The sequence below is a fragment of the Ancylobacter mangrovi genome (assembly GCF_024752335.1).
GTDB classification, from domain to species: Bacteria; Pseudomonadota; Alphaproteobacteria; order Rhizobiales; family Xanthobacteraceae; genus Ancylobacter; species Ancylobacter mangrovi.
In genome coordinates, this window is the sequence record NZ_JANTHY010000005.1 from 82,854 (window position 1) to 95,694 (window position 12,841).

13 protein-coding genes are annotated in these 12,841 nt (G+C 69.7%); 4 read left to right on the forward strand and 9 right to left on the reverse strand.

What is annotated here, in order from left to right; translation table 11 throughout:
* The first annotated feature begins 258 nt into the window (after positions 1-258).
* Positions 259-2,088: a methanol/ethanol family PQQ-dependent dehydrogenase gene (locus tag NVS83_RS13725; protein ID WP_374115064.1), complete on the forward strand. Its 1,830-nt coding sequence runs from the start codon at positions 259-261 to the stop codon at positions 2,086-2,088.
* A gap of 15 nt (positions 2,089-2,103) precedes the next feature.
* Here the strand turns inward: NVS83_RS13725 and NVS83_RS13730 are convergent, their stop codons facing one another.
* Genes NVS83_RS13730 through atpD form a run of 9 tightly spaced genes read right to left on the reverse strand, consistent with a single transcriptional unit; the run spans position 2,104 to position 8,809 of the window.
* Positions 2,104-2,961, reverse strand: coding sequence for a F0F1 ATP synthase subunit gamma (locus NVS83_RS13730; protein WP_258739841.1), 858 nt, complete (start codon positions 2,959-2,961; stop codon positions 2,104-2,106).
* A gap of 24 nt (positions 2,962-2,985) precedes the next feature.
* On the reverse strand, positions 2,986-4,566 hold the full coding sequence (locus NVS83_RS13735; RefSeq protein WP_258739842.1) for a F0F1 ATP synthase subunit alpha: 1,581 nt from the start codon (positions 4,564-4,566) through the stop codon (positions 2,986-2,988).
* Positions 4,563-5,339, reverse strand: a complete 777-nt coding sequence (locus NVS83_RS13740) for a F0F1 ATP synthase subunit delta (protein ID WP_258739843.1) — start codon at positions 5,337-5,339, stop codon at positions 4,563-4,565. The genes NVS83_RS13735 and NVS83_RS13740 overlap by 4 nt, the downstream gene beginning before the upstream one ends.
* Before the next feature lie 13 nt (positions 5,340-5,352).
* Positions 5,353-5,601 carry a F0F1 ATP synthase subunit C gene (locus NVS83_RS13745; protein ID WP_258734197.1) on the reverse strand — a complete coding sequence of 83 codons (249 nt, stop codon included), beginning with the start codon at positions 5,599-5,601 and terminating at the stop codon, positions 5,353-5,355.
* A complete protein-coding gene (locus NVS83_RS13750) occupies positions 5,598-6,299 on the reverse strand; it encodes a F0F1 ATP synthase subunit A (protein ID WP_258739844.1) in 702 nt (233 codons plus the stop codon). Before NVS83_RS13750 ends, NVS83_RS13745 begins: the two co-directional genes overlap by 4 nt.
* Positions 6,296-6,592: an N-ATPase subunit AtpR gene (locus NVS83_RS13755; protein WP_258739845.1), complete on the reverse strand. Its 297-nt coding sequence runs from the start codon at positions 6,590-6,592 to the stop codon at positions 6,296-6,298. The genes NVS83_RS13750 and NVS83_RS13755 overlap by 4 nt, the downstream gene beginning before the upstream one ends.
* Positions 6,589-6,891 (reverse strand): AtpZ/AtpI family protein, encoded by a 303-nt coding sequence (locus NVS83_RS13760; RefSeq protein WP_258739846.1) that lies wholly within the window; start codon positions 6,889-6,891, stop codon positions 6,589-6,591. The genes NVS83_RS13755 and NVS83_RS13760 overlap by 4 nt, the downstream gene beginning before the upstream one ends.
* On the reverse strand, positions 6,888-7,349 hold the full coding sequence (locus NVS83_RS13765; RefSeq protein WP_258739847.1) for a F0F1 ATP synthase subunit epsilon: 462 nt from the start codon (positions 7,347-7,349) through the stop codon (positions 6,888-6,890). Before NVS83_RS13765 ends, NVS83_RS13760 begins: the two co-directional genes overlap by 4 nt.
* Positions 7,346-8,809, reverse strand: a complete 1,464-nt coding sequence (gene atpD, locus NVS83_RS13770) for a F0F1 ATP synthase subunit beta (protein ID WP_258739848.1) — start codon at positions 8,807-8,809, stop codon at positions 7,346-7,348. Before atpD ends, NVS83_RS13765 begins: the two co-directional genes overlap by 4 nt.
* A 391-nt stretch (positions 8,810-9,200) precedes the next feature.
* Between atpD and scpC the strand changes: the two genes are divergently transcribed.
* The 3 genes from scpC (at position 9,201) to NVS83_RS13785 (ending at position 12,771) form a co-directional block, all read left to right on the forward strand.
* A complete protein-coding gene (gene scpC / locus NVS83_RS13775; protein ID WP_258739849.1) occupies positions 9,201-10,694 on the forward strand; it encodes a succinyl-CoA:acetate CoA-transferase ScpC in 1,494 nt (497 codons plus the stop codon).
* 85 nt (positions 10,695-10,779) lie between these two features.
* Positions 10,780-11,361 carry a nucleoside 2-deoxyribosyltransferase gene (locus tag NVS83_RS13780; RefSeq protein WP_258739850.1) on the forward strand — a complete coding sequence of 194 codons (582 nt, stop codon included), beginning with the start codon at positions 10,780-10,782 and terminating at the stop codon, positions 11,359-11,361.
* Between the two features lie 150 nt (positions 11,362-11,511).
* Positions 11,512-12,771 carry an aminopeptidase gene (locus NVS83_RS13785; RefSeq protein ID WP_258739851.1) on the forward strand — a complete coding sequence of 420 codons (1,260 nt, stop codon included), beginning with the start codon at positions 11,512-11,514 and terminating at the stop codon, positions 12,769-12,771.
* The last annotated feature ends 70 nt before the right edge of the window (positions 12,772-12,841 follow it).

Sequence of the window (12,841 nt, forward strand, 5' to 3'; positions counted from 1 at the left end):
CGTGCCGAGCCCGGCTGGCAACCCGTCCGGTCACATTTCCGGCGGCATGTGCCTACCGGCGGCCATTCCCGTAGCCGGCATGGGTTTTTTCACGGGCTGCTCGGCCGGAGCCAGACCACGCCGGACGGGGAGGGGCGAGGCGGCCCATTTCGTTACGGCAGCGGCATCTGGTCAATTGTCGCCGGCAAGGCTCCGCATGCTATCCCTTCCGGCAATGAGAGGCCGGACCAACCGGCCTCCGTCGGCTGGGAGAGACGCATGAGGGCTATGGCCGCAGCAGGAATCGCCGGCATCGCGACGGGCGCGGTGCTGCTGGCGGGTGCGCTTTCCGCCCATGCCGAGGACGACGTGCCGGCGCGGATCGCCGATCCCGCGCAGCAGGTGATCCAGACGCTGGACTACGCCAACACCCGCTATTCGCGGCTCGACCAGATCAACGTCGGAAATGTCGGAAAGCTGAAGGTTTCCTGGACCTTCTCGACCGGCGTTCTCAGAGGACATGAAGGCAGCCCGCTGGTCGTCGACGGGGTGATGTATGTCCACACCCCGTTTCCGAACAATGTCTACGCGCTCGATCTCGACCATGAGGGGCGCATCCTGTGGAAGTACGAGCCGCGGCAGGACAACGAGGTGGCGGCCATCATGTGCTGCGATCTCGTCTATCGCGGGCTCGCCTATGCGCAGGGCATGGTGTTCCTCCATCAGGCCGACACGACCATCGTCGCGCTCGACGCCAAGACAGGCGCGGTGCGCTGGCGCGTCGCGAATGGCGACCCGAAGCGCGGCGAATCCAACACCGCCACCGTGATGCCGGTGAAGGACAAGCTGATCGTCGGCATAGCGGGCGCGGAGTTCGGCGCGCGCGGGCACATCAGCGCCTACAACATCAAGGACGGCACGCTCGCCTGGCGGGCCTATTCGACCGGGCCGGATGCGCAGATGCTGATCGACCCGGCGAAGACCACCGAGCTCGGCAAGCCGGTCGGCCCGGATTCGTCGCTGAAGAGCTGGGAGGGCGAGCAGTGGAAGATCGGCGGCGGCGCGCCCTGGGGCTGGTTCGCCTACGACCCGAAGCTGAACCTCGTCTATTACGGCAGCGCCAACCCCGGCACGTGGAACCCCTCGCAGCGTCCAGGCGACAACAAATGGGCGATGACCATCTTCGCCCGCGATGCCGATACCGGGCTCGCCCGCTGGGTCTACCAGATGACGCCGCACGACCAGTGGGACTATGACGGCGTCAACGAGATGATCCTGACCGACCAGGTGGTTGACGGGCGCCTGCGCACGCTGCTGACCCATTTCGACCGCAACGGCTTCGCCTACACGCTCGACCGCGCGACGGGCGAGTTGCTGGTGGCGGAGAAGTTCGACCCGAGCGTGAACTGGGCCAAGGGCATCGACCTCGACAAGGCGAGCCCGACCTATGGCCGCCCGATCCTGGACCCGAAATACGGCACCGAGGCCGAGGGCGAGGACGTGACCTATCAGGGCATCTGCCCGGCGGCGCTGGGCTCGAAGAACCAGCAGCCGGCGGCCTGGTCGCCCGAAACCGGTCTGTTCTACGTGCCGACCAGCCACATGTGCATGGATTACGAGCCGTTCTTCGTCGACTACGCGGTCGGCCAGCCCTATGTCGGCGCGACGCTGACCATGTATCCCGCGCCCGACGCGAAGGACGGGCACACCGGCAACTTCATCGCCTGGGACAACCTCAAGGGCCGCGTCGCCTGGACCATACCGGAGCGCTTCTCGGTCTGGTCCGGCGCGCTCGCCACCGCCGGCGGCGTGGTGTTCTACGGCACGCTGGAAGGCTATCTGAAGGCGGTCGACGCGAAGACGGGCAAGGAGCTTTTCCGCTTCAAGACGCCCTCGGGCATCGTCGGCAACGTCATGACCTATGAGCATCGCGGCCGGCAATATGTCGCCGTGCTGTCCGGCATCGGCGGATGGGCCGGCATCGGCCTCGCCGCCGGGCTCACCGATCCGAATGCGGGCTCGGGCGCCAAGGATGCCTATGCGGCGCTGAGCAGCTACACCGCGCTCGGCGGCCAGCTCACCGTCTTCGCCCTGCCGGACGGGCGGTGAGGGCGGGCCCGTCGCCTAGTTCGCGTCGGTCTCGGTGCTGGAGAGCTCGAGGATCTCGTTGGTGATTTCCTCCTGCCGCAGCCGGCGCGAGCGGGCGACGAGGTCGTCGAGCGTGTGCTCGACATTGCTCTTGGCGGCGATCATCGCCCGCATGCGCGCCTCGTTCTCGGCGGCGAAGGACTGGATCACCGCCTCGCACAGCTCGGCGAAGATGTATTCCTCGGCGAGGCGCGCCAGCAGGATGTCGGGCGGCAGCGTCACCAGCGGGCGCTGGCTGCGGGCGTCGATCGGGAAGCGCGCATAGTCGAACGGGATGAGCACCTGCTCGCGCACGTCGACCGTCGCCGAGGCGCCGGGGAAGGCGTGGACGATCGACACGCTGCGCACCTCGTCCTGGTCGAGCGCGCGGTAGAGCTCCTCGACGATCCGGTTGGCGAGCGACGTCGCCTGGCCGACATGGGCGATCATCGCCGCCGACCATGAGACGTCGAAGCGCCGCTCGCCCGCCGCCATCAGGCCGCGGTCGCCGACGAGGAGGAGCCGCGTCGTGCCCGGCGTCCGCTTCATCCGCTCTTCCACCGCGTCGAGCACGCGCTCGTTGAAGGTGCCGGCGAAGCCCTGCTCGGCGCACAGCGCCACGATGGCATGGCGGTCCTCGGCCGGCGCGGCGGCAATGGGCGGGCCGGACGGCAGGTGCTCGAGCGCATCGCCGATGGCGACCGCGATGGTCTCGGCATAGGCGCGCACGCCGTCGAGCTGGCCGCGCGCCTCGCGCGAGCGCGCCGCCGAAATGCCGCGCATCGCCGCGATCACGGCTGAGAGCTGCTGCACCGACTGGATGCGGACGACGACGTCGCTCAGCCGCTCGCTCATGGGGAAGCCCTCACCCGCGGCGCCTCATGAGCCCGTGCCCTTCAGCCCGGCGGCGAGAGCGTGCACGCTCGCGACCAGCGTGTCGCGCAAGACGTCGTCCAGCTTCGCGTCCGCCTCCAGCGACTTCGCGGCGTCGGGAACGGCGGCGTCGAGATGGCCGGGAAGCCGCGCCCGCAGCTCCGGCATCGCCTCCACCGGCATATCGTCCAGCACCCCGGCCGAGAGCGCGGCCAGCAGCGCGATCTCGTCGACCGGCCGCAGCGTGGCGAAGCGGGGCTGGGAGAGCAGCGCGCGGATGCGCTCGCCGCGCGTCATCTGCGCCTTCACCCGGGTGTCGGCGATGCCGCCAAAGCGCGAGAACATCTCCAGTTCGAGAAACTGGGAATAGTCGAGCCGGATGCGACCCGAGACCTGCCGCAGCGCGGGATGCTGCGCCTTTCCGCCCACCCGGCTGACGCTGAGGCCGACATCCACCGCCGGCCGCTGGTTGGCGGCGAAGAGCTGCGAGCCGAGCACGATCTGCCCGTCGGTGATCGAGATCAGGTTGGTGGGGATGTAGGCGGAGAGGTTGCCGGCATCGGTCTCGGCGATGGGCAGCGCGGTGAGCGAGCCGGAACCGAGCTCCTTCGAGAGCTTGGCGGCGCGCTCCAGCAGCCGCGCATGGAGATAGAACACGTCGCCGGGATAGGCCTCGCGCCCCGCCGGCTCGCGCGTCAGCAGCGCCAGCTCGCGATGGGTAGCGGCGTGCTTGGTCAGATCGTCGATGATGATCAGCGCATGCTGGCCGCGGTCGCGGAAATATTCGGCGATGGTGGTGCCGGCGAAGGGAGCGATCCACTGCAGGCCCGGCGCGTCGGCCGCGGAGGCGATAACGAAGATGCACTTCTCCGGCGCGCCGTGCTGGCGCACCGCCTCGATGACCCGCTCCACGGCGGTCGCGCGCTGACCGACCGCGACATAGACGCAGACGATGTCCGAGTCCTTCTGACTGATGATGGTGTCGACGGCGATGGCCGTCTTGCCGGTCGCCCGATCGCCGATGATGAGCTCGCGCTGGCCGCGCCCGAGGGTGAAGAGGGCGTCCACCACTAGAAGGCCGGTGTCGACCTGCTCGGTGACGAGGTCGCGCTCGATGATCGCCGGGGCGGGGCGCTCGATCGGGTGATAGGCCTCCGCCACCACCGCCTCGCCGCCGTCGCGCGGCCGGCCCAGCGGATCGACGATGCGCCCGAGCAGGCCGGGCCCGACCGGCACCTGCACCACCGCGCCGGTGCGCGAGACCTTGGTGCCGGCCTCGACGGTGCTCGCCGCGTCGAGGATGACGGCGCTAATCGCGTCGCGGTCGAGGGTGAGGGCGAAGCCGGTCTGCCCGCCCTCGAAATGCAGCAGTTCGTTCAGCCGCACCTCGGGCAGGCCCGAAACCTGGGCGATGGCGTCGGCAACGCGCTCGACCCGGCCGATCGAGGTCGCCTCGGGGCCGAGTGTCACCTGGGCCAGCTCGTCGCGGCTGCGCGCCAGCCATTCGCGGGCGGCGCCGTCGGCGGCGCCGTCGACGTCGGAGGCGGCGGTGATCGTCGAAGCCGTGTCGTTGCCGGTCGTGCTCATGGCGTCGCGCTCCCGTTGCTGCTCGGCGCCCCCGCCTTGCTACCCTTGGCGAGCGCTCCGGCCACCCGGTCGAGATCCGCCCGCAGGCTGTTGCGCACGGCCGCGTGCGGCATGTCGAGCTCCAGCCCGGCGATCAGCGCCGGATCGGTCTCGCAGGCGATCTCGATCGGCCGGCCGAGCGCCTTGGAGAGCTGATCGCGGCAGGCATTCACCTCGGCGTCGGAGAGCGCACGCGCCGCCTTCAGCCGCACGGGATGGCCGTCGGCGCCGAGGCTGGCGCGGATCTCGTCGGGCAGGGCTGCCAGCCCCTGCGCGAGGCCGGGGATGAAGCCGTCGATGCGGGCCTGTTCAGGCAGGCGGGAGAGCAGCTTGTCGGCGATGTCGAGCGCCAGCGCGCTGGCCCGCCCCTGCGCGGCGGCGGCTTCGTCGGCGCGGGCGCGGGCGATGTCGGCCTTCGCCGCCTCGCGCAGCCGCTCCGCCTCCGCGCGGGCGGCGGCGATGATGCCCTGCCTCTCGGCCTCCGCCTCCTGCGCGGCCTTCTTCAGCGCGTCGGCGCGTGACCGGGCGAGGTCCGCCGTCGTGTGCTCGGCCTCAACGCGCGCGGCCTCCGCCGCCGCCTGCGCGGCGCGGGCGTCGTCGAGCGCCTTCGAGGCCAGCACCCGCCGCTGCTCGATCATGCCGGCCACCGGCCGGAACAGAAACCGGCCGAGAATCCAGACGAGGACGAGGACGTTGGCGGTCTGGAGGCCGAGGGTCCACCAGTCGATCTGCATCGCCTGACGACACTCACTTGATGAAGGGGTTGGCGAAGAGCACGAGCAGCGCGATGACCAGGCAGTAGATCGCCATGGTCTCGATCATGGCGAGGCCGACGAACAGCGTGCGCGAGATCGTGCCGGCGGCTTCCGGCTGGCGGGCGATGGCGTCCATCGCCGCTGCGACGGCGCGCCCCTCGCCCAGCGCCGGCCCGATCGCCCCGAAGGAGACGGCAAGCGCCGCGGCGAGGATGCTGACGGCTTCGATCGATATGTTCATGGGCTTGTCGGCTCCTTTCCGTCGGACTTCCGGGACGCCTGTCCCTCGCTGATGGCCGCGCCGATGAAGACGCAGGCGAGGACGGCGAAGATGTAGGCCTGCACGGCGCCGGTCAGCAGATCGAGCGCCATGAACGGGATCGGCACCAGCAGGCCGGCGAGCGAGAGCACGATGCCGATGACGAACACGCCGCTCATGATGTTGCCGAACAGGCGTACCAGCAGCGAGAAGGTGCGGGTGATCTGCTCGACTACGTTGAGCGGGATCATCACCCAGCTCGGCTCGGCGAAGGTCCTGAGGTAGCCGCCGAGCCCGAGCGCGCGCACCCCGTAATAGATGGTCGCGCAGAACACGATGAAGGCGAGCGCCGCGTCGGTTTCCAGATGCGCGGTCGGCGGCTCGATGCCGGGGATCAGCGACGACCAGTTGGCGATCAGCACATAGATGAGGATGGTGCCGATCAGGGCGCGATAGCGCGTCGGCTCGCTCTGCATGGTGTCGGCGACGAGCCCGTCCACCGTGCTCACCAGCAGCTCCAGCACCGCCTGGAAGCGCGAGGGCTCCAGCGTCAGCCGGGCGGTGGCGAAGCGGCAGATCAGCGCCAGCGTGATCATGATCGCCCAGGTCACCAGCACCGGCGAGGTGATGGGGATCGGGCCGAGATGGAACAGCGGTTCGAGGACGAGGGGCGAGTTCACGGCAGCCCTCCCGCGCGGCGCAGATAGAACCGGCGCGTGACCAGCAGGCCGATCGCGGCGGCCAGCAGCGGGCCGGCGCCGAGCCGGGCGAGGGCGTAGAACGCGGCGCCGAGCACCGCGAAGCGGAAGAGCTGCAGGCCGAGCGCGAGCGCGAAGCTGCGCCCGAGATAAAGCTCGGTGTTCCACCTGAGCGTCGCGAAATAGACGAGGCCGAGCAGCGCGCCGACCGCCAGCCCGAGCGCGACGAGGAGCGCGGTCTGTGCCGTTGGGAGATGGGCGGCGATGTCGGTCACGGGCGATGCATCCATTTCCAGGCGGACCAGAAGCCGAAGCCGGCACCGATCATGATGAGCGGCGCGGAGAAGAACACGCCGCTGTCGAACAGGCCGTCCAGCCAGCGGCCGAGCACGAGGCACAGCAGGGTGGGGACGACGATGGTCCAGCCCAGAATGCCGATCTGACCCAGCCGCACGCCGAGCGAGGGCTCGGGCGTCTGCGCCCCACTGGCGGCGCGCTCGGCCGCCTGTCGGGCCGCCGATCCCATGCGGTCGGGCGGCGGATCGGGCGTGGCTTCCTGCGGCGCGGCCGTCATGAGGCCTCCTCACCCATTGCCTCGCCGAGGATCGCCTCGGCATTGCCGGTCTGACCGGGACGCAGATAGCGCATGAGCTGGCGCACCGCATGCGCATGAAGACGTAGCTGCTCGGTGCGCGCGCGCCGGTCGGCGTCAGTGTCGGCCGCGCGCATCGTGGCGACGTCGGCCTCCAGTGCGCCGAGATCGTCGCCGACGGTACCCTGCCGGCAGGCGAGCGAGACGTCCCGCCCGCCCGTCACCGTCAGCACGCCGCCGCCGACGACGCAGAAATGCTCGGCCTGGTCCGGGCCGCGCCAGCGCACCACGGAGGCCGGCAGTACGGTGAGGAAGTCGGCATGTCCGGGCAGGATGCCGAACCCGCCGCTCTCATCCTCCGCCCGCACCGAGACCACGTCCGCCCGGTCGACGAGGACGCTGGAGGGCGTGGTGATGGTGAGGTGGATCGTCCGGCTCACGCGGCCTTCTCCCCGGCCTTGGTGGGCTGGGCCTGCGCGGGATTGGAGGATGTCGGAGCGGTGCTCTTCGCCGCCTTCTCCTTCTCGCGCCCCTCGTCCAGCGTGCCGATCATGTAGAGCGAGCTCTCCTGCCAGTCGTCGCATTCGCCGGCGAGGATCGCCTTGCAGCCGGCGATGGTGTCGGCCACCGCCACCGAGCGGCCCGGAACGCCGGTGAAGGCCTCGGTCACGGTGAAGGGCTGGGTGAGGAAGCGCTGCAGCCGGCGCGCGCGCTCGACGATCCGCCGGTCCTCGGCGCCGAGCTCCTCCATGCCGAGCAGCGAGATCACGTCCTGCAGCTCGCGGTAATGCTCGATGGTCCGGCGCACCTCGTTGGCGACGTCCACATGCTCCTGCCCGACGATCAGCGGGTCGAGCAGCACCGAGGAGGAGGTGATCGGGTCGACGGCGGGGTACATGCCCTCCGCCGCCATGGCGCGCGAAAGCACGACCATGCTGTCGACATGGCTGGCGATGGTGGTGACGGCCGGGTCGGTGAAGTCGTCGGCCGGCACGTAGACCGCCTCGATCGCCGTCACCGCCGCCCCGCCGACCGAGGCGATGCGCTCCTGAAGCGCCGCCACCTCGCTCGCCAGCGTCGGCTGGTAGCCGACCCGCGAGGACATGCGCCCGAGCAGGCCGGACACCTCCGCCCCCGCCTGCACGAAGCGGAAGATGTTGTCCATCAGCAGCAGGACGTTGCGGTGCATCTCGTCGCGGAAATATTCGGCGATGGTGATCGCGGTCATGGGCACGCGCCAGCGCGCGCCGGGCGGCTCGTTCATCTGCCCGTAGACCAGCACGGTGCGGTCCAGCACCTTCGAGGCGCCCATGTCCTGCAGCATCTCGTGGCCCTCGCGCGAGCGCTCGCCGACGCCCGCGAACACCGAGATGCCCTGATAGCTCGCCACCATGGCGTGGATCAGCTCCATCACCAGCACCGTCTTGCCGACGCCGGCGCCGCCGAACATCGCCGCCTTGCCGCCCTGCGCCAGCGGGGTCAGCAGGTCCAGTACCTTGATGCCGGTGGCGAACAGGTCGGAGGTGCCGGTCTGCCGGTCGAGCGGCGGCGCCTCGCGGTGGATCGGCCGCCGCGGCACGTCCTGCGGCAGGGGGCCCAGCCGGTCGCCGACATTGCCGGTGACGTCGAGCAGGCGCCCAAGCACCGCTTCGCCGACCGGCACCGCGATCGGCCCGTGCTCGCGCCGCACCGTGTCGCCGCGCCGGAGCCCGGTCGTCGCCTCAAGCGCGATGGCCCGCACCGTCGAGCGGTCGAGATGCGCCTGCACCTCGGCGACAAGCGTGCCGCTCGCCTCGTCGCCGATGGCGACGGCTTCGTTGATCTCCGGCAGGGCGGCGTCGGCGAAGGCGATGTCGACGACCGCTCCCCGGATGGCCACGACTCGTCCGTTCGTTTCCATGGCTCAGGCCTCCTCGGGTCAGACTAGTCGCCTGCGGCCGCGGCCCCTTTGATATCCCTCAGGACATAGGTCTGCGGGAACCGTCAGGCCGCGCGCCGGTGACAGACTACAGCAGGAGGGTCGGGGAAGGGCAATGCCCGGGGCTGCCCATTCGGGCGGCAGAAACCCGCATCCGCCGCCTGTCGCGAGGCGCCCGCGCATGGGCGGTCCAGGGCGGAAATCGCCGCCGCGGCCCGTCGCCCGCTGCGTCGCCAAGGGTTCGGGAAAACTCCCGATGTGCCGAGCTCTGCGTCCTGTGCATAACAGGGTGACCGGATTACCAAAGTCCAATCGCGGCGGCCGCGCGCCGGCGCTATCCGGGCGACGCTCGTCACGACAACAAGGCAACGCCATGCATCGAGATCGCATCCGCCTTCCCGCGCTCCTGGACAAGGTGGTGAGCGCCGAAGCGGCGGCCGCCTATATCCGCGACGGCATGACGGTCGGCATGAGCGGCTTCACCCGCGCGGGCGAGGCGAAGGCGGTGCCAATGGCGCTGGCCGAGCGCGCCAAGACCGAGCCGATGAAGATCACGCTGATCACCGGCGCCTCGCTCGGCAACGACCTCGACAAGCAGATGGCGGAGGCGCACCTGCTCTCGCGCCGCATCCCGTTCCAGTCCGATCCCGCGCTGCGCCGCGAGATCAACGACGGCGAGGTGATGTTCGTCGACCAGCACCTCTCGGAAACGGTGGAGATGCTGCGCACCCACCAGCTCGGGCCCGTCGACGTGGCGGTGATCGAGGCAGTGGCGATCACCGAGCAGGGCGGCATCATCCCAACCACCTCGGTGGGCAATTCGGCGAGCTTTGCGATCCTCGCGGAGAAGGTGATTGTCGAGATCAACCTCAGCCAGCCGCTGCTGCTGGAGGGGCTGCACGACATCTACATCCCCACCCGCCGCCCGGTGCGTCATCCCATCCCGGTGGTGGCGCCGGAGAACCGGGTCGGCCTGCCGTTCATCCCGGTCGATCCGGGCAAGATCGTCGCGATCGTCGTCACGCAGAAGCTCGACTCCTCCTCGACCGTGCTGCCGCCGGACCAGGAGACGCGCGACATCGCCGGCCACCTGACCGAGCTCCTGAAGCACGAGGTGAAGGCGGGCCGGCTCACCAACACGCTGCAGCCGCTTCAGGCCGGCATCGGCACCATCGCCAACGCGGTGATGCACGGGCTGATCGACAGCCCGTTCCACAACCTGACCATGTATTCCGAGGTGCTGCAGGACTCGACCTTCGACCTGTTCGACGCCGGCAAGCTCGACTTCGCCTCCGGTTCGTCGATCACCCTGTCGAAGGCGAAGTATCAGGCCGTGCTGCCCGATTTCGCCCGCTACAAGCCGAAGCTGGTGCTGCGGCCGCAGGAGATCAGCAACCACCCGGAGGTGATCCGGCGGCTCGGCGTGATCGCGGTCAACACCGCGCTGGAGTTCGACCTCTACGGCAACGTCAACTCGACCCATGTCGGCGGCACGATGATGATGAACGGCATCGGCGGCTCCGGAGATTTCGCGCGCAACGCCTATCTGTCGGTCTTCGTAACCAAGTCGGTGGCGAAGGGTGGGGCGATTTCCAGCGTGGTGCCGATGGTGAGCCATGTCGACCATACCGAGCATGACGTAGACATACTCGTCACCGAGCAGGGGTTGGCGGACCTGCGCGGCCTCGCCCCGCGCGAGCGGGCGCGGCTGGTGATCGCCAATTGCGTCCATCCCGCCTATCGCGACGCGCTGGCGGACTATGTCGAGCGCGCGACCGCGCGCGGCGGGCACACGCCGCACCTCATCGAGGAAGCGCTCGGCTGGCATGCGCGGCTGCGCGAGACGGGCAGCATGCAGGCGGGCTGACGGCACGGCCTCGCAGCAGGCGGGCGTTGCGCGGGGAAGGGGCGGGCGGCTAAAGCTGTCCTCCCATTGCCCAGCGAAGAAGCCGATGTCCCTGCTGCGCCTCTATCTCGCCGGACCCGAGGTGTTCCGGCCCGACGCCGCCGAGGAGGGCGCGCGGCTCAAGCAATTGTGCGCGGCGGCGGGCGCGGAAGGGCTCTACCCGCTCGACACGCGCGGCGACGACATCCGCCGGAGCTGCATCGAGCTGATCGGCGAGGCCGACGCCCTCGTCGCCAACATCTCCCCGTTCCGCGGCCACCACATGGACCCCGGGACCGCGTTCGAGATCGGCTATGCCGAGGCCACGGGAAAGCCGGTGTTCCTGTGGTCGAGCGACCTGCGCGACCTCGCCGAGCGCATTCCCTCCGACGCAGCGGGCCGCGACGGCGAGGGTATGCTGGTCGAGGATTTCGGCAAGCCGGAAAACCTGATGATCGTTCGCGAAGGGGAAACGGTCTGGCCGGGCCCGGAGCAGGCGATCACCGCCGCGGTGGGGCGCCTCGGCCATGCGGCGAGGAATCGCGCGCTGCAGCGCAGCACGCGGTGGGCCGTGCTGCTGGCCGCGCTCATCAGCCTGGCGGTCGCTCTCGGCGCCGGCGCGCTCGTCGATCGGCTCGTCGGCTGGTAGCTTGATGCCGTGCTGGTGGTAGAGATGTGACCGCGGGGCCTCAGCACCGCCTATTTTCCCTATCATAAAGGTGGTGCTTGACGCTCACCCGCCTCGCTTCCTTGAATGTCGGCCGAGTCGCGGCCCGGCCGCTTGCATGTGGAGACGTAGATGACGAAGCACGCCGGACTTCCCCCGGAGGCGCTTTCCCACGACGAGCGGCTCGATCGCCTCGCGGAAGTGGCGGTTCATGTCGGCCTCGGCCTGAAGGCCGGGCAGGAGCTGGTGATGACCGCCTCCATCGACGCGCTGCCGCTGGTGCGCCGCATCACGGACCACGCCTACCGGGCGGGCGCGAGCCTCGTCACGACGCTGTTCGGCGACGAGGAGGCGACGCTGATGCGCTTCCGCAATGCCCCGGACGACAGCTTCGACACAGCCAGCGGCTGGCTCTACGAGGGCATGGCGAACGCCTTCCGGAACGGTGCCGCGCGCCTCGCCATTTCTGGCGAGAACCCCTCGCTGCTGGCCCATGAGGACCCGGAAAAGGTCTCCCGCGCCAATCGCGCCCGCTCCAAGGCCTACATGCCGGCGCTGTCGCTGATCGCCGGCTTCGACATCAATTGGACCATCGTGTCCTTTGCCTCGCCCGCCTGGGCGAAGGCGATGTTCCCGGACGATCCGGAGGACATCGCGGTCGCCAAGCTCTGGCACGCCATCTTCGCGGCCTCGCGCGTCGACACGCCGGACCCGGTGGCGGCCTGGACGGCGCATAATGACGAGCTCCACGCCCGCACCGCCCGGCTCAACGGCCGCCGCTACGCGGCCCTGCGCTTTCGCGGCCCGGGCACGGACCTCACCGTTGGCCTCGCCGACGACCATGAATGGGCTGGCGGGGCGTCGATGGCGAAGAACGGCGTCACCTGCAACGCGAACATCCCCACCGAGGAGGTGTTCACCACGCCGCACAAGGACCGGGTCGAGGGCTATGTGGCGAGCACCAAGCCGCTCTCCTACCAGGGCACGCTGATCCAGGACATCGCGGTCAGGTTCGAGGGCGGGCGCATCGTCGAGGCGAGCGCGCGCACCGGGCTCGACGTGCTCTCCAAGGTGCTCGACACCGACGAAGGCTCGCGCCGGCTCGGCGAGGTGGCGCTGGTGCCCCATTCCTCGCCGATCTCGAAGAGCGGGCTGCTGTTCTACAACACGCTGTATGACGAGAACGCCGCGAGCCACATCGCGCTCGGCCAGTCCTACAGCAAGTGCTTCATCAACGGCTCCGACCTGTCGCCCGAGCAGCTGGCCGCGCGCGGCGCCAATTCCAGCCTGATCCACATCGACTGGATGATCGGCTCCGGCGAGGTCGATGTCGACGGGATAACCGCGGGCGGGAACGCGGAGCCGGTGATGCGCAAGGGCGAATGGGTGTGAGCATTGTTGCGATGGCGCCCGGCCATCGGCGTGGCGTTGCGGTGACTCCGCGCGGTGTATTGCCCGGCTT

Bases quoted from the DNA above. Each gene is read 5' to 3' on its own strand.
- NVS83_RS13725 (WP_374115064.1), top strand. From the start codon at position 259: ATGAGGGCTATGGCCGCAGCAGGAATCGCCGGCATCGCGACGGGCGCG.
- NVS83_RS13730 (WP_258739841.1), bottom strand. From the start codon at position 2,961: ATGAGCGAGCGGCTGAGCGACGTCGTCGTCCGCATCCAGTCGGTGCAG.
- NVS83_RS13735 (WP_258739842.1), bottom strand. From the start codon at position 4,566: ATGAGCACGACCGGCAACGACACGGCTTCGACGATCACCGCCGCCTCC.
- NVS83_RS13740 (WP_258739843.1), bottom strand. From the start codon at position 5,339: ATGCAGATCGACTGGTGGACCCTCGGCCTCCAGACCGCCAACGTCCTC.
- NVS83_RS13745 (WP_258734197.1), bottom strand. From the start codon at position 5,601: ATGAACATATCGATCGAAGCCGTCAGCATCCTCGCCGCGGCGCTTGCC.
- NVS83_RS13760 (WP_258739846.1), bottom strand. From the start codon at position 6,891: ATGACGGCCGCGCCGCAGGAAGCCACGCCCGATCCGCCGCCCGACCGC.
- atpD (WP_258739848.1), bottom strand. From the start codon at position 8,809: ATGGAAACGAACGGACGAGTCGTGGCCATCCGGGGAGCGGTCGTCGAC.
- scpC (WP_258739849.1), top strand. From the start codon at position 9,201: ATGCATCGAGATCGCATCCGCCTTCCCGCGCTCCTGGACAAGGTGGTG.
- NVS83_RS13780 (WP_258739850.1), top strand. From the start codon at position 10,780: ATGTCCCTGCTGCGCCTCTATCTCGCCGGACCCGAGGTGTTCCGGCCC.
- NVS83_RS13785 (WP_258739851.1), top strand. From the start codon at position 11,512: ATGACGAAGCACGCCGGACTTCCCCCGGAGGCGCTTTCCCACGACGAG.